Source organism: Ruegeria sp. AL7 (assembly GCF_056536105.1).
Genome location: NZ_JBQFJF010000001.1, coordinates 1,246,147 through 1,266,646, shown reverse-complemented (window position 1 = coordinate 1,266,646; position 20,500 = coordinate 1,246,147). Strand labels below are relative to the sequence as shown.

Sequence of the window (20,500 nt, the reverse complement as noted above, 5' to 3'; positions counted from 1 at the left end):
CGGGTTACTGTGAAAGCTCAACCCTGCTTGAGGTCAAGGTATTAATCAGCAGGAATACCTGATGGTGTGTTTCACCGCGTCAGCTCGCGCATTCCCTTTTCCAGACCAGCCAGTGTCATGGGCACCATGCGATCTTCAAAGATGTCGCGGATCATGCTGATGGAATGGGTATATTCCCAGTATTTCTCGGGCACCGGGTTGATCCACAGGTTTGACGCCCACTGTTCGCGCGCGCGTTGCAGCCAGACTTGCCCGGCTTCCTGGTTCCAATGTTCATTGGCACCGCCGGGATAGGCGATTTCATAGGGGCTCATCGAGGCGTCGCCGACAAAGATGCACTTGTAGTCGGATCCATAGGTGCGCAGCACTTCGTGGGTCGGGGTCTGTTGGTTCCAGCGGCGGCGATTGTCGCGCCAGACCCCTTCATACAGGCAATTGTGAAAGTAGTAATATTCCAGATGCTTGAACTCGGTTCTTGCAGCGGAAAACAGCTCTTCAACCACCTTGATGTGCGGGTCCATCGAGCCGCCGACGTCCAGAAACAACAGCACCTTCACCGCGTTGTGACGCTCGGGCCGGGTTTTGACATCCAGATAGCCATGCTCGGCCGTGGCGCGGATGGTGCCGTCCAGATCCAGCTCTTCGGCTGCTCCCTCCCGCGCCCAGCGGCGCAGGCGTTTCAGGGCGACCTTGATGTTGCGGGTGCCCAGTTCAACCGTGTCGTCCAGGTTCCTGAATTCCCGCTTGTCCCAGACCTTGACCGCACGCTGGTGGCGGCTTTCTTTCTGACCAATACGGACGCCTTCAGGGTTGTACCCATAGGCCCCGAACGGAGAGGTTCCGGCGGTGCCGATCCACTTGTTGCCGCCCTGGTGGCGGCCTTGTTGTTCCTTGAGTCGTTCGCGCAGTGTTTCCATCAGCTTGTCGAAACCGCCTAGCGCTTCGATTTCGGCTTTCTCCTCGTCCGACAGGTGTTTCTCGGCCATCTTGGCGAGCCAATCGGCGGGGATATCGACAGCTTCCAACACCTGATCGAAACTGATCTCGCCCAAGCCCTCAAAGCTGGCGGCAAAGGCGCGGTCGAACTTGTCGATATTGCGCTCGTCCTTCACCATCGACACGCGGGCAAGGTAGTAGAACGCTTCAATATCATAGGTGACCAGACCCTTTTTCATGCCTTCCAGAAAAGTCAGATACTCCCGGAGCGATACCGGGATGCCCGCTTTGCGGAGGTTTTCGAAAAAGGGCAGGAACATCGCGTCACGCCACCATGCGAAGCAGAACCAGCGAGATCACCAGCCCCACAAGCGCAAAAGCGATCCCATATCCGGCGGCATACTGCGCCATGTCGGCGCCGTTTCCATTGCGTTTTTTTGCGGTCAAAGCGCCCAGGATTGCACCCAGTATCGCCATTCCCAGTACTAGCAACATATGCGTTTCATCCGTCTTTCGTGCTGTCAGCGGGGCGTCGGCCACTGTTTTGAGCCAGAGATTGAGCCACCAAATCCGAACCGAACCCGTATCGCGCCCATCCAAGGCTGTCCAGCCTGACGGCACGTGCCTGCTGCAATTGACCGGCCTGTTTCAAGGCCTCGGATTTCAACAGCAGCAAGGTTGCCAGCAGCGAAGCGTTTTCCGCGCGGGCCATCACGTCGATGGCCTGATCCAGTTCGGGCAGGACCTCGGGCCCGCGATCCTGCGCAAGCGCAAAGGCTGCGGTCTGGGTTGAGACATAAGCCTGATGAACCTCGGTTCCGGGCGTCGCGCGAAGAAATTGTTGCGCGATCTTGAACTGCCGCTGGGCTTCTGCCGGATCACGAAACTGCTCCATCCGGCCCATCAGGTAGTGGGGATAGGCGCGGCGGTGATCCGTCCATCCCTGTTGCTGCCCGATGCGGGCTGCCTTTTGCGCGGCGCGCATCTGTCGGGGGGAACCCGGCCCCGGTCCCAGTGATTTCTGGATCGCGTTGATCCACTCTCGGGGGGTATTTGTGGGGGGTTGCGCAGCTAGTCGGTCGCCGCGTGGATTCAGACGGCTGAGAATTCCGGGGATAACGGCAGCGACCTGATCGCGGGTCATGCCGGTGTGCAGTTCGGGCGCATAAGCCGCGCGCAGGATCAGCATGTCGAACCCGGTCAAGACCGTATGAATATTGTCGTCGTTGAACACCGAATCCGGCAGATGATAGAGGTCGTTCAGAGGACCGAGGGCCTGTGCCAGTTCTTCGTGCAGACAATCGCGCATTTCCTGCGGGCTGACGTCGTAGGGGATAAAAATCCCCAATCTTTCGCGCTGGCGCAGCTCAACCCAACTGCTTTTGGGTTTGCGGCGGTCGCGCTGATACTCAGCCAGGCTGGACGCGTTTGGCACCACGAAACAGGCCGCGTTTGGCAGAATTTGCAGAATGTCCTTCTGGCTGACCGCTTCGATCGTGATATTGGTCTGCCCGTCGTTGATTTGTCGGATGTTGATACCCGCCTCGCGCTTCAGGCGGTTCAGCAGCCGGGTCAAATCCTGCTGCATACTTTGTGTCGGCGATCCGGTCAGGCGAACGGTGATCGGCGTTTCGAACCGGGTGAAAACGGGCAGGGCGGCCCCGCTTTCGAGTTCGAAATGCAGGGACAGGAAATCCGACGCGATGTTCGTATTGGACCGTGCCGGTGGAGAGGGACGCGGTGCCGCAAAAGACTTGGCCGGCGGCAACGCCACTTCGACATATGGGACATCGTTCCCGAGTTCGATTGTCTCGACAGATGTGCAGCCAGCGACAACCAGCGCCAGAAAAAGGGCGCCCAAACGCATCATGGGCGGGCGTACTTGATGAACGGTGTCAGGGTGCCGATGCGATCATAAAGGTGGCGTGCCGTGGTGTTGAATTCTTGCGTCAGCCAGTAAACGGATGGGGCGCCCTGGCGATCCGCCTCTTCATAAACCGCCTGAATCAAGGCGCGACCGACGCCCGTTCCTCGGGTTTCAGGTCGGGCGAACAGGTCTTGCAGATAACAGACCTTTTCCACTTTCCAGGCGTGGCGATGAAACAGGTAATGCGTCAGTCCGACCAAAACACCATCCTGTTCCGCGACAAAACAGGAAAAATCCTGCGGGTCGTCGCCGACCAATCTGGAAAAGGTTGTTTCATACACGTTTTCAGGCAGGGTGGTTTCATAAAACGCCAGATAATCCCGCCACATTTCGGCCCACTGATCTTTGTCCTCGGCCCGCAGGGTCCGGATTGTCAGAGCGTTCGCCAAGTGATGACCCCAATACTGCTTCTTTGCAACGCGGTTGCGTCAGGTATTTCGATGCTGACACCCGGGATACCCAATGGCAAGCCGTGATCACAGATTGTTCACACGCAGGCTAGCGTTTGCCACGTGCCATGAATGCAAGACGTTCGAACAAATGCACATCCTGTTCATTTTTCAGCAAAGCGCCATGCAGCTTCGGCAGCGCGCTGGCCCCGTCACGCCTGAGGTCTTCCGCCGTCAGGTCTTCGGCCAGCAACAGCTTCAGCCAGTCCAGCACCTCTGAGGTCGAGGGCTTTTTCTTGAGCCCTTGCGTCTCGCGGATTTCATAGAATTGCGTCAGTGCGGCAGTCAGAAGTGCGTCCTTGATGCCGGGGTGATGCACATCAACGATCCGGCGCATCGTCGCCTCATCCGGAAAGCGGATATAGTGGAAGAAACAGCGGCGCAGGAAGGCGTCGGGCAGCTCTTTTTCGTTGTTCGAGGTTATGATGACGATAGGGCGGTGCTTGGCCCTGACCGTCTCGCCCGTTTCATAGACATGGAACTCCATCTTATCGAGTTCCTGCAACAGGTCATTGGGGAACTCGATATCCGCTTTGTCGATTTCGTCGATCAGCAGAACAACCTTTTCGTTGGCGTCGAAGGCCTGCCACAACTTGCCCTTGCGGATATAGTTCGACACATCATGGACACGCTCTTCGCCCAGTTGGCTGTCACGCAGGCGGCTGACGGCATCATATTCGTAAAGACCCTGCTGCGCGCGGGTGGTGGATTTCACATTCCACTCGATCATTTTCAGCCCCAGCGCACCGGCTACCTGTCTGGCCAACTCGGTCTTGCCGGTACCGGGTTCGCCCTTCACTAACAGGGGGCGCTCAAGCGTGACAGCGGCGTTCACGGCAATGGTCAGATCGTCGGTGGCGACATATTCGGCTGTACCTTGGAAACGTGCGGTCATGGGCCTCTCGTGCGTATATTGCGTTGGACGGGCAGCTTGTGGTTTCCGGGTTACAGAGCGGCAAGGTTTTTTACAACCCGCGTCCCTGCGTCGCCCGGCGGGAATTGTGCTGCAACTCCAAGCCCTTTTGCTTGATTCCGATGTAGACCTTTCCCGGACGTTGTACCTCTCGCCCCAAAAAAGCCTGTCAAATTTCATAGAAATACAAGGTTTTGTTGATGTTTGTCTCATAGTTAGACAAATCCGCGGGGGTGCACTGTTGCGCAACGTTTGTGTAGTGACATTCCACCGCCCGTCGGCTAAACGCTGCGCAGAAGGGAGAGCCAAATGTCAGCTGAAACAGCCTCGAACGACGTTACTGGCCATACCGAGGGAGCAAATATGAAGCAGGAAGTTTTTCTGCCGGAAGATTACCGTCCGGCCGAAGATGAGCCTTTCATGAATGATCGTCAGCTTGAGTATTTTCGCCGCAAGCTGCTGGATTGGAAGACAGAGTTACTGGCTGGTAGCCGCGACACCATCGAAGGGCTGCAAGACAACACCCGTAACATTCCGGACGTCGCGGACCGCGCCAGCGAAGAAACAGACCGTGCGCTGGAACTTCGGACCCGTGATCGTCAGCGAAAGCTGGTCGCCAAGATCGACTCAGCCCTGCGCCGGATTGATGATGGCGAATACGGGTATTGCGAAATGACGGGCGATCCGATCTCGCTGAAACGTCTGGACGCACGACCGATTGCAACCATGACACTTGAAGCGCAAGAGCGCCACGAGCGTCGCGAAAAGGTCCACCGCGACGATTAATCGCCGGGTATGTGTGAGAAATCCAAACGCCGGGGCCTGTGGCTCCGGCGTTTTTGCGTTATGCGGGTGTCATGAAGATAGACGGATTGAAATTCTGTGTAATCGGCGGTGGAATCGGCGGCCTGGCCTCGGCACTGGCGCTGCAACACCGTGGCGCGCATGTCACGCTTCTGGAGCAAGCCCCGGCTCTGACCGAAGTCGGTGCTGGTTTGCAGATCAGCGAGAACGGGATGCGCGTTCTTCATGCACTTGGCGTCACAGGTCTTTCTGTCGGGCAGAAATCCCATGGAACTGTCTTGCGCGATTACCGAAATGGGCGCGTGGTCAGTCGGCTGCCAGGCCCCGCAGCTGGTCCGACCTACTACTACCACCGTGCCGACCTTCTGAACCTTCTTCATGATGCGGCTTGTGACGCAGGCGTGAATATCCGCTTGGGTGCCAAAGTTTCGCATGTGCAAAAGCACCCCAACGAGGCAGAGGTGGTCTTGGCGTCAGGCGAGCGAATTCGCGCAGAATGCGCCATTGCGGCCGATGGCGGCCGCAGCGTGCTCCGCCCGGCTCTGAACGGGGCAGAGGCGCCGGAGTTCACGCATCAGGTGGCCTGGCGCGCCACCATACCCTGGCAGCCCGGTCATGATCCGGTTTCAGCATCCCTGACGATGGGGCCGGGGCGGCATGTGGTGACCTATCCGTTGCGCGACGAAAGCATGATGAACATTGTCGCGGTCGAAGAGCGTTCGGACTGGCGGGAAGAAGGATGGCGTCAGATGGGCGACCCTGACGAGTTGCGTAGGCGATTTGCAGATTTCGGTGGCCCCGTGCGCGACATTCTGTCGAAAGTCACGGATGTGCATCTGTGGGCATTGTTTCTGCGGCCTGTCGCGCAAAACTGGCAGAATGGCCGATTGGTTCTGCTAGGGGATGCGGCCCATCCAACATTGCCATTCATGGCACAGGGTGCATGTCTGGCGCTTGAAGACGCCTGGGTGTTGGCGCGCGCGTTTGACGAACGATCGGGTATCACCAGCGCGCTGGCAACCTATGAAACGACCCGCAAACCAAGGGCGCAGCGCGTTGTCGCGGCGGCCGGGGCAAATGCGCGGAACTTTCATCTGCGCGGTCCAGCCCGATTGGCTGCGCAATGTGTGCTGAGGGTCGTTGGTGCCCGGTTGTCCCAACGCTATGAGTGGATCTACAGTCACGACGTCACGGCTGCTTAGGGCCTCAAAGATCCAGGTCAATCCAGACGGGAACGTGATCGGATGGCTTTTCGTGCCCCCGAACAGCCGCATCAATCTGGCAATCCCGCATGAGGTCGGCCGCTTGTGGCGTCAACAGGAAATGATCAATCCGAATTCCGTCATTCCGGTTCCACGCGCCAGCCTGATAATCCCAGAAAGAATAGTGGTCCGGACCCTGCATTGTCGCGCGGAAGGCCTCGGTATAGCCAAGGTTCAGTATTTTTCGAAAGGCGGCCCGGCTTTCCGGGCGGAACAACGCGTCTTCCCGCCAGGCATCGGGGCGTTTGGCATCCTCGGCCTGTGGGATGATGTTATAATCACCCGCCATTAGCGCCAGCTCTTCTGATTCCATCAGACCCTTTGCGCGCTCATAAAGCCGTTCCATCCAGGCCAGCTTGTAATCGTATTTCGGTCCGGGTGCCGGATTCCCGTTGGGCAGATACAGCCCACAGAGGCGCAAGGCCTTTTTGCCCACGACGGTCGCCTCGATCCAGCGTGCCTGTTCATCATTGTCATCACCGGGAAGGCCGCGTGATACATCCTCCAGCGGAAGCTTCGACAGGATCGCGACACCATTGAAGCTTTTTTGCCCGTGTGTTTCCACGTTGTACCCGCGATCTTCAAACATCTCGCGGGGGAAGTTTTCGTCGACGGATTTGATTTCCTGAAGAAGAACAACGTCGGGTTGGGCATCGTCCAGCCAGCGGGGCAGCGCCTCGGTTCGCGCCTTGATGCCATTGATGTTGTATGTGGCGATTTTCATGCGCGATCCTCCGAAGCCTTGTGGCAACCTATCGCTCAGAACGGGCCCAGCGGCAAGTCGGAGATCGGACTAGCGAGGCTCTGCCTCGCGCTCCGGGATATTTTTAGCCAGATGAAGAAACGGATCCTTAACCATTTTCTCGATACTTGAAAGGGCGGTACAGGCGGGGACGCCGATGACCTCGCCAGGTGAAGCTCTCTGGTCGTTATGGTCAGAGAGTGGATTCCTGCTTCATCTGGCTGAAAATATCCTGGGGGTGTGGGGGCAAAGCCCCCACCGGTTACATTGAAAACGACGTGCCGCAGCCACAGGACGAGGTGGCGTTGGGATTGTCGATCACAAACCGTGCACCGATAAGCTCCTGAGTGAAATCGATCACAGCGTTTTCAAGAAAGGGCAGAGAGACAGGGTCGACGATGACTTTCTGCCCTTTGCCTTCAAGAATGAGGTCGTCGGAGTTTGGCGTATCCAGAGCAATTTCATATTGAAAACCGGAACATCCACCGCCCTCCACTGCGACACGCAGGGCTTGCCCCTGTTCCGCGGCACCGATTTCGGCAAGGCGGTCAAAGGCGCGTTCGGTGACTGATGGGGGCAGATTCATGCCGGTCTCCAAAGGTTTATTTCCCAAGCGTCCTACAATATATGAAACCAAAAGACAGGCGACAAGGACAAGGCCTTTGGACAGAGCGGGTTTTGCTTCGGACCCAGACCGCGCAAGGGGGCGGCTGGTGCCAGAGGAAGAGAGCAGCTTCCGGTCAAGCTTTCAGCGTGATCGCGACCGGATCATTCACGCCAGTGCGTTTCGGCGGCTCAAGCACAAGACGCAAGTCTTTGTCGAGCATGAAGGTGACAGTTATCGAACACGGCTGACCCATTCCATCGAAGTTGCTCAGGTCGCGCGAACAATTTCAGGGGCGTTGGGCCTGAATGCTGAACTCACCGAAGCTGTAGCGCTGGCGCACGACCTGGGTCATACGCCCTTTGGTCATACGGGTGAGGACGCCCTCCACGCGCTGATGGCACCTTACGGGGGGTTTGATCACAACGCGCAGGCCATTCGGATCGTAACCAAGCTGGAGCGGCATTATGCCGGGTTTGACGGATGCAACCTGACTTGGGAATGTCTGGAGGGTATCGCCAAGCATAACGGTCCGGTTGTTGGCGATCTGCCCTGGGCCCTGGCTGAATGCAACCAGGGCTTTGACCTTGAACTTCATACCCATGCAAGTGCCGAGGCGCAGGTGGCGGCCTTGTCTGATGACATTGCTTACAACAATCACGACCTTCTGGATGGGTTGCGTGCGGGGTTGTTTGAAGATGATGATCTGCGCCACCTTCCGATCGTGGGGGCGTGTTACGCAGATGTGGATGCGAAATACCCCGGTCTTGATCCGTATCGGCGGCGTCATGAAGCACTGCGGAGGGTTTTTGGGGTCATGGTGGCGGACGTCATCACAACGTCGCGCGACTTGATCGCGGCCTCGGGCGCGCAGTCGGTCGAAGAGATTCGCCATCTTGGGCATCCTGTCATCCAATTCTCGGTCGGGACTTGGGCGGATCTGAAACAAATCAGGGCGTTCCTGTTCACCCGGATGTATCGCGCGCCCAGCGTCATGAAGGTGCGGGCCGAGGTTGCAACGGTTGTCGAAGACCTGTTCCCGATCTACCTGAACGATCCGAAACAGATGCCCGCACGCTGGCACGAGGATATTGAAGCTGCGGCGGACGAAACTGCTCTGGCCCGGATCGTATCGGACTATATTGCAGGAATGACCGACCGTTTCGCTTTGCAGGATCACGCGCGGCTGACGGGCTGACTGGGCCGCAATGACACGGGTAATGGTCCATGTTTGCGACCTTTATTGCGGGTTGATTAGTACCTTGCGCGGGCGGGAAGCGATGATCAGAAGCCGTACGACGGACAGCGCGCAGGGTATTTGAAATTTCAGACAGAGGATATCTGGGCGCCATTGGCAGACATTGGGCGCAAACCATGTCCAAACAATAGGCGTCCATTGACCTTGCCGTGATGCGTGGTAAACCGCCGGGCAAGCAAAAGGACATCCGAAATGAACCTGTTTTCCGAGATCCGCGGCCTTGTACTGGACGCGCTGGCACAGATGCAGTCCGAAGGCGCGTTGCCCGAGGGGCTGAATTTTGACAACGTGGCGGTCGAACCGCCGCGTGATGCGGCGCATGGCGACATGGCGACCAACGCGGCGATGGTGCTGGCAAAACCGGCCAGGATGAAACCGCGTGACATTGCCGAGGCATTGGCAGGGAAGCTGGTGGCGGATGATCGGATCACCAGCGCCGATGTGGCGGGTCCGGGCTTTCTCAATTTGCGGCTGGCACCGTCGGTCTGGCAAGGCGTGCTGGCGGCCGTGCTGGAGAAGGGCACCGATTATGGCCGCTCGACTATGGGCCATGGGCAAAAGGTCAACGTTGAATATGTTTCGGCCAACCCAACCGGTCCGCTGCACGTGGGTCATACACGGGGCGCGGTTTTCGGGGATGCTCTGGCAAGCCTGTTGGCCTATTCCGGCCATGACGTGACCCGTGAGTATTACATCAACGACGGCGGTGCGCAGGTGGATGTGCTGGCGCGCTCGGCTTACGAACGCTATCGCGAGGCCAATGGTCTGAGCCCCGAGATTGCCGAAGGTCTTTATCCTGGCGACTACCTGATCCCGATCGGTGAGGCGTTGAAAGAGAAATACGGCGACAGCCTGATCGACAAGCCGGAAAGTGACTGGCTGGAAGAGGTGCGTGAGTTCTCGACTGACGCGATGATGGATCTGATCCGCGCTGACCTGAAAGCGCTGGGCGTCGAGATGGATGTGTTCTTCTCGGAAAAATCTCTCTATGGCACTGGTCGGATTGAGGCCGCATTGCAATCGCTGACTGACAAGGGCCTGATCTATGAAGGCGTGCTCGAGCCGCCGAAGGGCAAAAAGCCCGAGGATTGGGAGCCACGCGAACAGACGCTGTTCAAATCGACCGAACATGGCGACGACGTCGACCGCCCTGTCAAGAAATCGGATGGCAGCTGGACTTATTTTGCCCCGGATATTGCTTATCACTATGACAAGGTGACCCGTGGTTTTGACGCACTGATCGACGTGTTTGGCGCCGACCATGGCGGCTATGTCAAACGGATGAAGGCGGCTGTTTCGGCACTGTCCGACGGTAAGGTGCCGCTTGATATCAAGCTGACACAGCTGGTGAAGCTGTGGAAGAATGGTGAGCCGTTCAAGATGTCCAAGCGGGCAGGGAACTTTGTCACGCTGCGCGATGTGGTCGATCAGGTGGGCCCGGATGTGACGCGGTTTGTTATGCTGACCCGCAAGAACGACGCGCCGTTGGATTTCGATTTTGACAAGGTGCTGGAACAAAGCCGCGAGAACCCCGTGTTCTACGTTCAGTATGCACATGCCCGTGTCATGAGCGTGCTGCGCCGTGCGGCCGAGGCTGGAATTGCGGCTGATGATGCGATCCTTGCGGACGCTGACCTGAGCAAGATCGATCATGCCTCGGAACTGGTTGTTGCCAAGAAGCTGGCAGAATGGCCACGGCTGGTCGAGATTGCCGCCCGGACCAATGAACCGCACAGGGTCGCCTTTTACCTTTATGAACTTGCAGGCGACTTTCACGCGTTGTGGAACAAGGGCAATGACGAGACGCAATTGCGTTTCATCCAGGATGGCGATGTTGCCACAAGCCAGTCAAAAATCGCTTTGGCCCGGGCCGTTTCTGTTGTGATTTCAGCGGGCTTGGGTATTCTTGGCGTTACTCCGGCGCAGGAGATGCGGTAAAAAATATCGCCCGAACCGCCGGTATGAGGTAGGCAAGAAATGACCCGCGGGCCTTATTTTCAGGCGCGAAACGGGCAGTGAGGCGGACATGGCGAGTTACGATTACTCGGGGCATCAAAGCCCCGGGCAGATTCATTACCCGAATCAAGCGCATTCTGATGATGTGTATGATTTTCCCGAAGATATGCAGGAAGATGACGCGCCGCGAGGCTCGTTTGGTCTGGGCAGGGCAGTCAATTTCCTGGGGGCTGTTGCTTCCTTGGCGCTGGTCGCTGGTGTCGGGGTCTGGGGCTATCAACTGATCATGCGCGATGTCAGTGGCGTGCCGGTTGTTCGCGCCGCCGAAGGGCCGATGCGTGTACAGCCGGAAAATCCGGGTGGAACACCCGCCGATCATCAGGGCTTTGCCGTGAATGCCGTCGCCGCCGAAGGCAGCGCTGCGGCGCCGGCCGACCGGTTGATCCTTGCACCGCGCCCGGTGTCCTTGACAGACGAAGATCTGCCCGCCGGAGAACTGAAGCCGACCCCTGCGCTGCATGTTGTCGAAGAACCTATCACCACGCAGGAGGCCGCGCGCCTGCGCCAGAACGCAGTAGATGCGCTGGTTGCGGAATTGGCGGGTGCGGCAGCAGAAACGCAGCAAGAGTTCGAAGACGGTGTGCAACTGGCATCGCTGACCACCCCTGATGAAGAACCCGCCATTGACCCGGCAGATTTTGCTGCGGCCTTGCCGGACCCGAGCTTCGCAGAGTTGCCGGGTGTGCGCCGATCGTTGCGCCCTGTGACGCGTCCGGCACGGTCCACCCGCAGTCAGGTCGCGCCCAGCGAGAATTCCGAAGACGCCATCAATGCAGCGGTGAAAGCTGCGGTCGGGGTGGATGTTGATCCGGATACACTGGCAAAGGGAACCCGGCTGGCGCAGCTTGGAGCTTATGACAGCACGCAAGTGGCACAGGCCGAGTGGGACCGATTGAATGGTCAGTTTGGTGATTATTTGTCGGGAAAACAACGAGTTATCCAGAAAACCTCAAGTGGTGGACGGACCTTTTACCGCCTGCGTGTTCTGGGGTTCGAAGACCTGAGCGACTCGCGCCAGTTCTGCGCTGCTCTGGTCGCGCAAGGCGCTGATTGTATCCCGGTGGCCGTGAGGTGAAGTTCGGAGCAGCGATCACAGATGCTGAAGGACTGCGCCTGACGCAGGAGGAAAGAGACCTGTTTCACCAGATGAACCCGTTTGGGTTCATCCTGTTCTCCCGCAATATTGAAAGCGCCGATCAGGTGCGGGCCTTGTGTGATGATTTCCGCGAGGCCGTTGGGCGCAACTGTCCCATTACCATTGATCAGGAAGGTGGGCGCGTACAGCGTTTGCGCGCACCCTTGGCTCGCGAATGGCTGCCGCCGCTGGATCATGTGATCAGGGCGGGTGATCAAGCGGAACGCGCCATGTACCTCAGGTACCGCCTGATTGCGGATGAGCTGTTTGGTCTGGGCATCGACAGCAACTGTGCCCCCATGGTCGATGTGGCGCGGCCCGAGACCCATGCGTTTCTGAAAAACCGCTGTTATGCCTTTGACCCCGAACAGATTTCCAGGGTCGGCAGGGCCGTGGCACAGGGCCTGTTGGACGGGGGCGTTCTTCCGGTTCTCAAGCACATTCCCGGCCATGGCCGGGCCACTCTGGACAGTCACCATGACCTTCCGCACGTTGATTTGCCGCTGGTAGAGTTGGAATACAGCGATTTCGCGCCGTTCCGCGCCTTGAACGACCTGCCGATGGGGATGACGGCGCATCTGGTCTTTGATCAGATCGATCCCCGGCCAGCCACCATTTCTGCGGCCATGATGGGCCTGATCCGAGACAATATCGGCTTTGGCGGCCTGATCATGACCGACGATATCTCGATGAAGGCGCTCAGTGGGGCGTTGACGGACCTCACTCGCCAATCTTTGCAGGCGGGCTGCGATGTAGTCCTGCATTGCAATGGCAGTTTTTCTGAACGTGCCGCTGTAATGGAAACTGCCGGAGAAATGTCGGATGTGGCACAAGCCCGCGCAGAACGGGCGCTGGCGACGCGCAAACGCCCGCGGGAACTTGACATCCAAGCCGCCGAAGCGGAACTATCTGCCCTAATGGGCGGGCAGGTATATGAACGATAATCTTTTTAGCGAAGACCCTGTCTCGGTCGCGGATCGTCTTGCGGCCGAAGCGCTGATTGTTGATGTCGACGGGTTCGAAGGCCCGTTGGATGTTTTGTTGACCCTTTCACGCACGCAAAAAGTGGATCTGCGCAAGATCTCGGTTCTTGCGCTGGCGCAGCAATATCTGGCCTTTGTTGAAAAGGCACGTGCGCTGCGCATTGAACTGGCCGCCGATTATCTGGTCATGGCGGCGTGGCTGGCCTTTCTCAAGTCCCGTCTACTGCTACCGCCAGACCCCGATGACGACGGGCCATCGGGTGAAGAGCTGGCCGCGCATCTGGCGTTTCAACTTGAACGCCTGCAGGCGATGCGTGACGTCGCTGCACGGTTGATGGCCCGCGACCAACTGGGGCGTGATTTTTTCAAACGCGGGCAGGGCGAGGACGTCACCCGCATTCGCACCGTGACTTATTCTGCCACGCTGCTGGACCTGATGCAGGGTTATGCCCGTATCCGCACCCGTGACGAATTCCGCCCCTTTGTGATGGACCGCGATGCGGTGTTCACGATGGAGCAGGCACTGGAGCGGATGCGCCCGCTGATCGGTTTTGCGGGGACGTGGACCGATATGGAAACCTATCTGCCCGATGGTTGGGATATTGACCCGGTGCGCCGCAGATCGGCGACGGCTGCGACTTTTGCGGCCTCGCTGGAACTGGTGAAAGAAGGACATATGGAGATCAAGCAGAGCGAGACATTCGCGCCGATCCAATTGCGCAAGAGGACCCAGACACGTGACTGACGCCCCAGAAGAAACCGGCACCCTGTTCGAGGCGCCACCCTTGGCGGAACAGGAGCGTATGGTCGAGGCCGTTTTGTTTGCCAGCGCCGATCCGGTGACGATTGCCGACCTTGAGGCGCGGATGCCGCATGGAAGCGACGCCGCGCAAGCCGTTGAACTGCTTCAAAGGCGTTACGAGGGGCGCGGCGTGCGCGTGGTACGCGTTGGTGAGGCATGGGCGATCCGTACGGCCCCTGATCTGGGCTTTCTGATGCAGAAGGAAACGGTTGAGACTCGCAAACTCAGCCGCGCCGCAATTGAGACATTGGCGATCGTGGCCTATCACCAGCCCTGCACCCGCGCCGAGATTGAGGAAATTCGCGGCGTATCAGTCTCTCGCGGGACGATTGATCAATTGCTAGAGATGGAGTGGATCAGGTTGGGCCGTCGCCGCATGACACCGGGTCGTCCGGTGACATTTGTGGTGACGTCCGAATTTCTGGATCATTTTGGGCTGGAGAACGCCCGCGATCTGCCGGGTCTCAAGGAATTGAGGGCTGCGGGATTGTTGGAAAACCGGCCTCCACCGGGGACGATCCCGCTGGGCGAGGGGCGCGAGGACGAAGTGGACGAGGACCAGTCGGAACTGTTTGAGGAATAATAACCCGGACAGGTCGCTACAGGTCAGGCGCGGATCCTGCGGCAGTAAACGCGGGTTATCCGACGCATGCACCGTTGAAAGAAATTCTGAGGATCAGACGGCCGCTTTGAAGTGCTTGGACAGTTTCAGGCCTTGCCCCTGATAGTTCGATGCAATCCCGGCACCATATAGCTGCGTGGGCATCTCAGCCATTTTCTCATAGACAAGACGCCCGACCACCTGTCCGTGTTCCAGCACGAAAGGCGCTTCGTGGCATCGCACCTCGAGCACACCACGTGACCCGGCACCCCCGGCGGCTGCATGGCCAAAGCCGGGATCGAAGAACCCGGCATAATGCACTCGGAATTCACCAACCATCGCCAGATAAGGTGCCATTTCGGCGGCATACATCGGCGGGATATGGACCGCCTCGCGGCTGACAAGGATATAGAATGCGCCGGGGTCAAGTATGATGCGACCGTCCTTGGTGCGCACTTCCTCCCAATAGTCCTGGGGGTCGTATTCGCCAATTCGGTCCAGATCGATTACCCCGGTATGGGGCTTGGCGCGATAGCCGACCAGATCGGTGTCGGGCAGTTGCAGATCGACCGAAAAGCCAAGACCATCATGAATCACAGCAGGCCCGTCCACCAACGGCGATTCGGCGTGCAGGGCGGTCAGTTCGGCGTCAGACAAGACGGCCTGACCCTGACGGAAACGAATCTGGTTTAGACGCATACCGGGTCGGACCAGAACCGAAAACGAACGTGGACAGATCTCGGCGTACAGCGGGCCTTTGTAGCCTGCGGGCACGCGATCGAACTCGGTGCCACCATCGGTGATGGTACGGGTCAGAAGGTCAAGCCGTCCGGTCGAGCTTTTGGCATTGGCGACGGCGGTCATGTCGCGGGGCAGGGCAAGCGATTCCATCAGAGGCACCAGATAGACGCAGCCCTTTTCCAGAACAGCGCCGTCCGAGATGTCGATGCGGTGCATTTCAAACTCGGCCAAGCGATCCGTAACGGTCTGTCCTTCGCCCGCGAGGAACGAGGCACGCACTCGGTAAGCAACTGTTCCTAAACGCAAATCAAGGCTGGCCGGTTGAATTTGCGCTGGCAGAACATCGGGGTTGGCGGCAATCTCTCCGCGCGCGATCATCGCTTCGATTTGCTGGTTCGCGCAAACACCTGTCATCTCGATCCCCTCATGTGCCAGAGCGGGATCTGGCCTTTGTGCCATAAACGTCGGTGTGATTTGGTCGGGCTAGCAGGACTCGAACCTGCGACCTTCCGTCCCCCAGACGGACGCGCTACCAGGCTGCGCCATAGCCCGACGTTGGGCCGTTCATAAAGATTTTCCCGGCAGGGGCAAGAGGAAAACACTGCCTTTTTTCCTAACCCGTCGCCTGTGTTTCAACACGATCCAGCCAACGGCGCAGGTCTTTTGCAATTGGTGCAATCCGGCGCAGAAGTTCGTCGTCAAAGTCGGCGCACTTCCACGCCAGCGAAGCAATTCCGCCCATCAGGGGCGTTGTGTTCAGGTCAGACTCTGGTTCTTGTTCTGACACAGCCGCGGGAAGTGCTTCGGCCTGCACACCTTCATTCACCGGCTGCTTGGCCGGTCCGTCCAGATCCATAGGGATTTGTTCGGTGGCTGCAGCTGGTTTGGGTTCGAACGGCACCACAGTACCTTGAACGGGTTCAATCAGGGCAGGGCCCGGTTCGTCCAGAGGCGGAGACAGTGCTGCGACATGTGCGACGCCTTGCTCGCGCAGGATTCGCTGCACGCCCTTGATTGTGGTCCCGTCTTCATGAAGCAGTTTCTTGATGCCCCCCAGAAGACGCATGTCATTGGGGCGATAATACCGGCGCCCGCCCGCGCGTTTGACCGGTTTGACCTGAGCGAACCTGCTTTCCCAGAATCGCAAAACATGGGCCTGAACCCCAAGCCAATCCGCTACTTCACTGATCGTGCGAAACGCGTCGGGAGACTTGCTCATATCCGCGTGACCCTGGGTTACTTGCGATTCCCGACGGCGACGCGATCTTTCATAAGATGCGACGGGCGAAAGGTCAGTACGCGGCGGGGCTGTATCGGAACTTCTTCGCCGGTTTTGGGGTTGCGACCGACTCGCGCGGTCTTGTCGCGAACACTGAATGTACCGAAGGACGAAATCTTCACCTGCTCACCGCGCACCAGAGCGTCGGACATGTGGTTCAGAACGCTTTCGACCAGCTGCGCACTTTCGTTACGTGAAAGCCCGACTTCGCGAAAGACGGCCTCGCTCAGATCCATTCGAGTCAGTGTATTGTCGCCCATGTCATTTCCCCTGTTGCTGTCAAAGCATATGGGTATGGCAAATTCGCTGTCAATATCAATGAATTGCAAGCAGCTGTGTAAGCTGGATTGCGCCGGTTACCAGCGCAGAACCACCGCGCCCCAAGCCAGACCGCCGCCAATCGCTTCGGTCACGATCAGGTCGCCGGGTTTGATCTGCCCGCGTTGTTTGCCAACCGACAATGCCAATGGGATGGATGCAGCCGAGGTGTTGCCGTGATCCTGAACGGTCACAACCACGTTTTCCATCGGCAGGCCCATCTTTTTGGCCGTGCCCTGAATGATGCGAATATTGGCCTGATGAGGAACAATCCAGTCGACGTCAGCGCATCTCAGCCCGGCGCGGCTCAGGGCTGTCTCAGCGGTTTTGGTAAGCTTTTCAACGGCATGTCGGAAGACCTGATTGCCCTGCATCCGCAGATGCCCGGTGGATTGGGTCGAAACACCCCCATCGACATAAAGCAGGTCCTTGAAGCGCCCATCCGAGTTCAGATCGGTTGCGAGTATGCCGCGATCCGCAGCGGTGCCTTCGCCGTCCTGCGCTTCGAGTACCAATGCGCCGGCGCCATCCCCGAACAAAACGCAGGTCGAGCGGTCGGTCCAGTCCATAATCCGGGAAAATGTTTCGGCACCAATGACCAGCACGCGTTTGGCTTGGCCGGACAGGATCAACGCATTTGCGTTGCTGAGCGCGAAAACGAATCCCGCGCAGACAGCCTGTACGTCGAAAGCAAACCCCCTGGTCATGCCCAGCCGGGCCTGAACCATGGTCGCGGCAGAAGGAAAGGTCAGGTCCGCGGTCGAGGTCGCCAGGACAATCGCGTCGATATCATCCGCTGTCAGGCCCGCATCGGCCAGCGCAGCCTCGGCAGCTTTGGTGGCCAGGTCCGACGTCGTTTCGTCATCGGCGGCAAAGTGACGGCGTTCGATCCCCGACCGGGTTCTGATCCACTCATCCGTCGTGTCCAGCGTTTTCTCGAACTCGGAATTTGGAACAATACGTTCCGGCAAATAATGCCCGACACCTACTACAACTGAACGGCCTGCCATTTTTGAGGTACTGCCTTTTTTGTTATTTATCGGTCTGCGGCGCAGCTTGCGCGGCATCTTGTGCAAGCTGGGCCGTGGATGCAACCCGCGCAGCTAATTTTTCGGCAAAGCCGGACTGTGCCAGGGTAAAGGCCAGTTTGATCGCCGCCGACACTCCGGTCGCATCTGCCCCGCCATGGGATTTAATAACTGTCCCGTTCAGACCCAGAAACACGCCACCGTTTACGCGCCGCGGATCAATGCGCTTTTTCAGGCGCTGTAGCGACGTGATGGCCAAGACCGAAGCCAATCGGGACAACGGAGAGTATTTGAACGCCTCACGCAGAAGATCTCCGATCAGGCTGGCGGTGCCTTCACCCGTTTTTATCGCGACATTGCCGGTAAACCCATCGGTAACAATGACATCTGCCTTGTCACCGGGAATGTCGCTGCCTTCGACAAAGCCAACAAATTCGAAATTCGCCTGTTCCGCGAAATCCGAGATCAAGGCGTGTGCTTCTTTCAGTTCCGCGCGGCCTTTATGCTCTTCTGTGCCAACGTTCAGCAGCCCAATCCGGGGTCGGTTCAGGGCCATGCCGTTGCGCGCATAAGACGCGCCCATCAGGGCGAATTGCAGCAAGTCCTTGGCGTCGGCGCGTACATCGGCGCCCACATCCAGCATTACATTGAACCCCTGCGGGTTGCGCGAAGGCCACAGGATCGCGATTGCGGGGCGGTTCACACCCGGCAATTTGCGCAGACGCATCATCGACAGGGCCATCAGGGCACCGGTGTTCCCGCAGGACACCGCGCCATGGGCTTCGCCCTGACGAACCGCTTCCAGCGCGGACCACATCGAGGTCTGCTTGCCGTTGCGCACAACCTGGCTGGGCTTGTCCTCCATCGTGACAACGTCGGGGCAATCACGAAAAACGACGCGCCCTTCAAGGACACGTCGTTTGGCAACCAGCTTGCGCAATACCTGTTCGGGCCCGTGCAGCAGGAACCCGATATTCGGGTTCTTGCCAGCCGATTTTGCCAGACCTGCAACGACGACAGCGGGGCCTGCGTCCCCTCCCATTGCGTCAACCGAGATGGTGATCCGTCCGGCGTGCGTGGGCTGATCGTTCATGCCTTGGCCTGTGCTCGATCAGGCTTAGGCTGCGTCTTCGTCCAGATCGATTTCGTCGGCCTGTGCGACGACTTCGCGATCGTCATAGTGGCCGCAAGATGCACAAACGTGGTGCGGGCGTTTCAGCTCGCCGCAGTTCGGGCATTCGTTCGGGTTTGCAGCAACCAGAGCGTCGTGTGCGCGGCGGTTGTTGCGACGCGACTTGGAAACTTTGTTCTGTTGGACGGCCATGGTCTCAACCTTTGTCTGACTGGGGGCCGCAGATTCGCTGCCGACCCGGGTTTCGTAGTTCGTTTATCGTGGTTTGACGCGCGTTTAGGCGACGAGCCCCGCAATGTCCAACCCAAAATCCGATGAGCGCGCGAAAATACTGCGATTCTCGGCATGTTCAAGCGATTTTTCTGACCGCCTGCTATGACAGGAAATCCGGCACCTGTCACTCGTCTTTTTTTAGCACATCGCGCAATCCTGCCAATCCTGCAAAGGGTTTGGCATCGTCATCCGTCATCGCCTGTTTGCCCGGTTCTGTGTAGGCAGCCTGACCCAGTTCCGCGCCGTCTTTCCGTGGATATTGTGGCAGAGCCAGAGACAGGGTCTCGATCATGACAAGGGCCGGATCGATTTCAGGTCCCAAAGGCTCAGATTCGTCATCTTCCGGGATCTCGAACTCTGGATCATCAGGGTCCGCCCAATCCGCAAGAAATGTCCGGTGCACTGGAATGTCGATCCTTGTCGTCACCGGTTCCAGCGTCACCACGCAAGGTTGGGTGACAGTTGCGCCGAGTTTGCCGTTCAATACCCAGTCCCGTTTGCCTTGTGCCCGCAGTTCGCCGGAAAAGCTGAGCTTTCGCAGCCCCAGCAGCCCAAGGTCTTGCCTGATTTGCTCAAGCACGGTGGTTGCAGGGCGCAGATCAAACCGTGTCGGGGCGTTCTGTGGCAGGTCAGACACCCGAAATGATGTCGTGTTGCTCATTCGTGAGCCTTTCTATGTGTTGAACCGTGGCAGCGGTTTATGTAATCGGATAGAAGCCGAAGAAGGCCAAGGCAAGAGGGTGCAGATGTTGAAGGTAGTGAACCAGTTGAAACCAGCTGCGAAATCGCTTGTGTTTGTTGCCTTTCTGGCTGCGACCGGAGCTTGTACGGCTGTCTTCAAGAATCACGGCTATGTGCCACCGGCCGAGGAACTGGCGGAAATCAAAGTTGGCGTAGACACGCGGGACAGCGTGCAAGAGGCCATCGGCGCGCCGGGCGCATCCGGCGTGGTTCGGGATTCGGGCTATTATTACGTCCGCTCTCGCGTGCGTCACTACGGTCCGAAACGGCCCGAGGTGGTATCCCGCGAGCTGGTTGCCATCAGTTTTGATCAGCGCGGTGTCGTCAGAAATATCGAACGCTTCGGTCTTGAGGACGGGAATGTGATTGCTCTGGAGCGCCGCGTTACCGATTCCAACGTTCAGGACAAAGGCTTCCTGCGTCAGCTGCTGGGCAATATCGGCAACTTCAATCCGGCCAACATTCCGGGCGCCAACTAATTTGCGCCAAAACCTTGCGGTGGTCACAGGGCAGTCACATGTCTTGTGCTAACGGTGTCGTACCGACGCCTGAGGGT

At 58.3% G+C, this 20,500-nt stretch carries 23 protein-coding genes and 1 tRNA gene; 9 read left to right on the top strand and 15 right to left on the bottom strand.

Annotated elements, in window-relative coordinates; genetic code table 11:
• Positions 1 to 71: 71 nt before the first annotated feature.
• The 5 genes from ACR3E2_RS06330 to ACR3E2_RS06310 form a co-directional block, all read right to left on the bottom strand.
• Positions 72 to 1,256, bottom strand: a complete 1,185-nt coding sequence (locus ACR3E2_RS06330; protein WP_480480504.1) for a vWA domain-containing protein — start codon at positions 1,254 to 1,256, stop codon at positions 72 to 74.
• A gap of 4 nt (positions 1,257 to 1,260) precedes the next feature.
• Positions 1,261 to 1,431, bottom strand: coding sequence for a hypothetical protein (locus ACR3E2_RS06325; RefSeq protein WP_209503658.1), 171 nt, complete (start codon positions 1,429 to 1,431; stop codon positions 1,261 to 1,263).
• Between the two features lie 7 nt (positions 1,432 to 1,438).
• Positions 1,439 to 2,806, bottom strand: a complete 1,368-nt coding sequence (locus ACR3E2_RS06320; RefSeq protein ID WP_480480506.1) for a DUF2927 domain-containing protein — start codon at positions 2,804 to 2,806, stop codon at positions 1,439 to 1,441.
• The gene (locus tag ACR3E2_RS06315) at positions 2,803 to 3,252 is read right to left on the bottom strand and encodes an N-acetyltransferase family protein (protein WP_480480508.1); all 450 of its coding nucleotides are present in this window, start codon (positions 3,250 to 3,252) and stop codon (positions 2,803 to 2,805) included. The genes ACR3E2_RS06320 and ACR3E2_RS06315 overlap by 4 nt, the downstream gene beginning before the upstream one ends.
• 109 nt (positions 3,253 to 3,361) lie before the next feature.
• Entirely contained in the window at positions 3,362 to 4,207 is an 846-nt protein-coding gene (locus ACR3E2_RS06310) for an AAA family ATPase (protein ID WP_480480510.1), read from the bottom strand.
• A 381-nt stretch (positions 4,208 to 4,588) separates the two neighbouring features.
• On the opposite strand from ACR3E2_RS06310, the gene dksA reads away from it, so the two are divergent.
• Positions 4,589 to 5,011, top strand: a complete 423-nt coding sequence (gene dksA, locus ACR3E2_RS06305; RefSeq protein WP_209504868.1) for an RNA polymerase-binding protein DksA — start codon at positions 4,589 to 4,591, stop codon at positions 5,009 to 5,011.
• Between the two features lie 71 nt (positions 5,012 to 5,082).
• Complete coding sequence (locus tag ACR3E2_RS06300; RefSeq protein WP_480480512.1) at positions 5,083 to 6,231, top strand: FAD-dependent monooxygenase; 1,149 nt, start codon at positions 5,083 to 5,085, stop codon at positions 6,229 to 6,231.
• 4 nt (positions 6,232 to 6,235) lie between these two features.
• On the opposite strand, the gene xth is transcribed toward ACR3E2_RS06300, so the two are convergent.
• Together xth and ACR3E2_RS06290 are read right to left on the bottom strand one after the other, a co-directional pair.
• A complete protein-coding gene (xth, locus tag ACR3E2_RS06295; protein WP_480480514.1) occupies positions 6,236 to 7,015 on the bottom strand; it encodes an exodeoxyribonuclease III in 780 nt (259 codons plus the stop codon).
• Positions 7,016 to 7,295: 280 nt separating this feature from the next.
• Positions 7,296 to 7,619, bottom strand: coding sequence for a HesB/IscA family protein (locus tag ACR3E2_RS06290; RefSeq protein ID WP_480480516.1), 324 nt, complete (start codon positions 7,617 to 7,619; stop codon positions 7,296 to 7,298).
• Between the two features lie 76 nt (positions 7,620 to 7,695).
• On the opposite strand from ACR3E2_RS06290, the gene ACR3E2_RS06285 reads away from it, so the two are divergent.
• From ACR3E2_RS06285 to scpB, 6 genes are all read left to right on the top strand, one after another.
• A complete protein-coding gene (locus tag ACR3E2_RS06285; protein ID WP_480480518.1) occupies positions 7,696 to 8,835 on the top strand; it encodes a deoxyguanosinetriphosphate triphosphohydrolase in 1,140 nt (379 codons plus the stop codon).
• A gap of 252 nt (positions 8,836 to 9,087) precedes the next feature.
• Positions 9,088 to 10,833: an arginine--tRNA ligase gene (gene argS, locus ACR3E2_RS06280; RefSeq protein WP_480480520.1), complete on the top strand. Its 1,746-nt coding sequence runs from the start codon at positions 9,088 to 9,090 to the stop codon at positions 10,831 to 10,833.
• Between the two features lie 88 nt (positions 10,834 to 10,921).
• Complete coding sequence (locus ACR3E2_RS06275; protein ID WP_480480522.1) at positions 10,922 to 11,986, top strand: SPOR domain-containing protein; 1,065 nt, start codon at positions 10,922 to 10,924, stop codon at positions 11,984 to 11,986.
• The gene (gene nagZ / locus ACR3E2_RS06270) at positions 11,983 to 12,990 is read left to right on the top strand and encodes a beta-N-acetylhexosaminidase (protein WP_480480524.1); all 1,008 of its coding nucleotides are present in this window, start codon (positions 11,983 to 11,985) and stop codon (positions 12,988 to 12,990) included. The genes ACR3E2_RS06275 and nagZ overlap by 4 nt, the downstream gene beginning before the upstream one ends.
• Positions 12,980 to 13,774, top strand: a complete 795-nt coding sequence (locus ACR3E2_RS06265; protein WP_480480526.1) for a segregation and condensation protein A — start codon at positions 12,980 to 12,982, stop codon at positions 13,772 to 13,774. The genes nagZ and ACR3E2_RS06265 overlap by 11 nt, the downstream gene beginning before the upstream one ends.
• Positions 13,767 to 14,414, top strand: coding sequence for an SMC-Scp complex subunit ScpB (scpB, locus tag ACR3E2_RS06260; protein ID WP_480480528.1), 648 nt, complete (start codon positions 13,767 to 13,769; stop codon positions 14,412 to 14,414). The genes ACR3E2_RS06265 and scpB overlap by 8 nt, the downstream gene beginning before the upstream one ends.
• 93 nt (positions 14,415 to 14,507) lie before the next feature.
• Here scpB and ACR3E2_RS06255 read toward each other — a convergent pair whose 3' ends face one another.
• The 8 genes from ACR3E2_RS06255 to ACR3E2_RS06220 all read right to left on the bottom strand — a co-directional run bounded on the left by ACR3E2_RS06255 (position 14,508) and on the right by ACR3E2_RS06220 (position 19,864).
• Entirely contained in the window at positions 14,508 to 15,587 is a 1,080-nt protein-coding gene (locus ACR3E2_RS06255) for a 2'-deoxycytidine 5'-triphosphate deaminase (protein ID WP_480480530.1), read from the bottom strand.
• Between the two features lie 61 nt (positions 15,588 to 15,648).
• Positions 15,649 to 15,725 (bottom strand) — tRNA-Pro (locus ACR3E2_RS06250).
• A gap of 61 nt (positions 15,726 to 15,786) precedes the next feature.
• Complete coding sequence (locus tag ACR3E2_RS06245) at positions 15,787 to 16,392, bottom strand: MerR family transcriptional regulator (RefSeq protein ID WP_480480532.1); 606 nt, start codon at positions 16,390 to 16,392, stop codon at positions 15,787 to 15,789.
• A gap of 17 nt (positions 16,393 to 16,409) precedes the next feature.
• A complete protein-coding gene (ihfA, locus tag ACR3E2_RS06240; protein WP_209503673.1) occupies positions 16,410 to 16,712 on the bottom strand; it encodes an integration host factor subunit alpha in 303 nt (100 codons plus the stop codon).
• A gap of 96 nt (positions 16,713 to 16,808) precedes the next feature.
• A complete protein-coding gene (locus ACR3E2_RS06235) occupies positions 16,809 to 17,780 on the bottom strand; it encodes a beta-ketoacyl-ACP synthase III (protein WP_480480534.1) in 972 nt (323 codons plus the stop codon).
• A gap of 22 nt (positions 17,781 to 17,802) precedes the next feature.
• Positions 17,803 to 18,891, bottom strand: coding sequence for a phosphate acyltransferase PlsX (plsX, locus tag ACR3E2_RS06230; protein ID WP_480480536.1), 1,089 nt, complete (start codon positions 18,889 to 18,891; stop codon positions 17,803 to 17,805).
• A gap of 24 nt (positions 18,892 to 18,915) precedes the next feature.
• A complete protein-coding gene (gene rpmF / locus ACR3E2_RS06225) occupies positions 18,916 to 19,122 on the bottom strand; it encodes a 50S ribosomal protein L32 (RefSeq protein ID WP_008756996.1) in 207 nt (68 codons plus the stop codon).
• Between the two features lie 205 nt (positions 19,123 to 19,327).
• Positions 19,328 to 19,864 carry a YceD family protein gene (locus ACR3E2_RS06220; protein WP_480480538.1) on the bottom strand — a complete coding sequence of 179 codons (537 nt, stop codon included), beginning with the start codon at positions 19,862 to 19,864 and terminating at the stop codon, positions 19,328 to 19,330.
• An 85-nt stretch (positions 19,865 to 19,949) separates the two neighbouring features.
• Between ACR3E2_RS06220 and ACR3E2_RS06215 the strand changes: the two genes are divergently transcribed.
• Positions 19,950 to 20,423 (top strand): outer membrane protein assembly factor BamE, encoded by a 474-nt coding sequence (locus tag ACR3E2_RS06215; RefSeq protein ID WP_209596647.1) that lies wholly within the window; start codon positions 19,950 to 19,952, stop codon positions 20,421 to 20,423.
• Positions 20,424 to 20,500 lie beyond the last annotated feature (77 nt).

Coding starts and splice junctions, on each gene's coding strand:
- ACR3E2_RS06330 (WP_480480504.1), bottom strand. CDS start 1,256: ATGTTCCTGCCCTTTTTCGAAAACCTCCGCAAAGCGGGCATCCCGGTA.
- ACR3E2_RS06290 (WP_480480516.1), bottom strand. CDS start 7,619: ATGAATCTGCCCCCATCAGTCACCGAACGCGCCTTTGACCGCCTTGCC.
- ACR3E2_RS06220 (WP_480480538.1), bottom strand. CDS start 19,864: ATGAGCAACACGACATCATTTCGGGTGTCTGACCTGCCACAGAACGCC.
- plsX (WP_480480536.1), bottom strand. CDS start 18,891: ATGAACGATCAGCCCACGCACGCCGGACGGATCACCATCTCGGTTGAC.
- ACR3E2_RS06215 (WP_209596647.1), top strand. CDS start 19,950: ATGTTGAAGGTAGTGAACCAGTTGAAACCAGCTGCGAAATCGCTTGTG.
- ACR3E2_RS06310 (WP_480480510.1), bottom strand. CDS start 4,207: ATGACCGCACGTTTCCAAGGTACAGCCGAATATGTCGCCACCGACGAT.
- argS (WP_480480520.1), top strand. CDS start 9,088: ATGAACCTGTTTTCCGAGATCCGCGGCCTTGTACTGGACGCGCTGGCA.
- dksA (WP_209504868.1), top strand. CDS start 4,589: ATGAAGCAGGAAGTTTTTCTGCCGGAAGATTACCGTCCGGCCGAAGAT.
- ACR3E2_RS06325 (WP_209503658.1), bottom strand. CDS start 1,431: ATGTTGCTAGTACTGGGAATGGCGATACTGGGTGCAATCCTGGGCGCT.
- ACR3E2_RS06245 (WP_480480532.1), bottom strand. CDS start 16,392: ATGAGCAAGTCTCCCGACGCGTTTCGCACGATCAGTGAAGTAGCGGAT.
- ACR3E2_RS06300 (WP_480480512.1), top strand. CDS start 5,083: ATGAAGATAGACGGATTGAAATTCTGTGTAATCGGCGGTGGAATCGGC.
- ACR3E2_RS06265 (WP_480480526.1), top strand. CDS start 12,980: ATGAACGATAATCTTTTTAGCGAAGACCCTGTCTCGGTCGCGGATCGT.
- ihfA (WP_209503673.1), bottom strand. CDS start 16,712: ATGGGCGACAATACACTGACTCGAATGGATCTGAGCGAGGCCGTCTTT.
- xth (WP_480480514.1), bottom strand. CDS start 7,015: ATGAAAATCGCCACATACAACATCAATGGCATCAAGGCGCGAACCGAG.
- ACR3E2_RS06320 (WP_480480506.1), bottom strand. CDS start 2,806: ATGATGCGTTTGGGCGCCCTTTTTCTGGCGCTGGTTGTCGCTGGCTGC.
- ACR3E2_RS06255 (WP_480480530.1), bottom strand. CDS start 15,587: ATGACAGGTGTTTGCGCGAACCAGCAAATCGAAGCGATGATCGCGCGC.
- rpmF (WP_008756996.1), bottom strand. CDS start 19,122: ATGGCCGTCCAACAGAACAAAGTTTCCAAGTCGCGTCGCAACAACCGC.
- ACR3E2_RS06235 (WP_480480534.1), bottom strand. CDS start 17,780: ATGGCAGGCCGTTCAGTTGTAGTAGGTGTCGGGCATTATTTGCCGGAA.
- ACR3E2_RS06275 (WP_480480522.1), top strand. CDS start 10,922: ATGGCGAGTTACGATTACTCGGGGCATCAAAGCCCCGGGCAGATTCAT.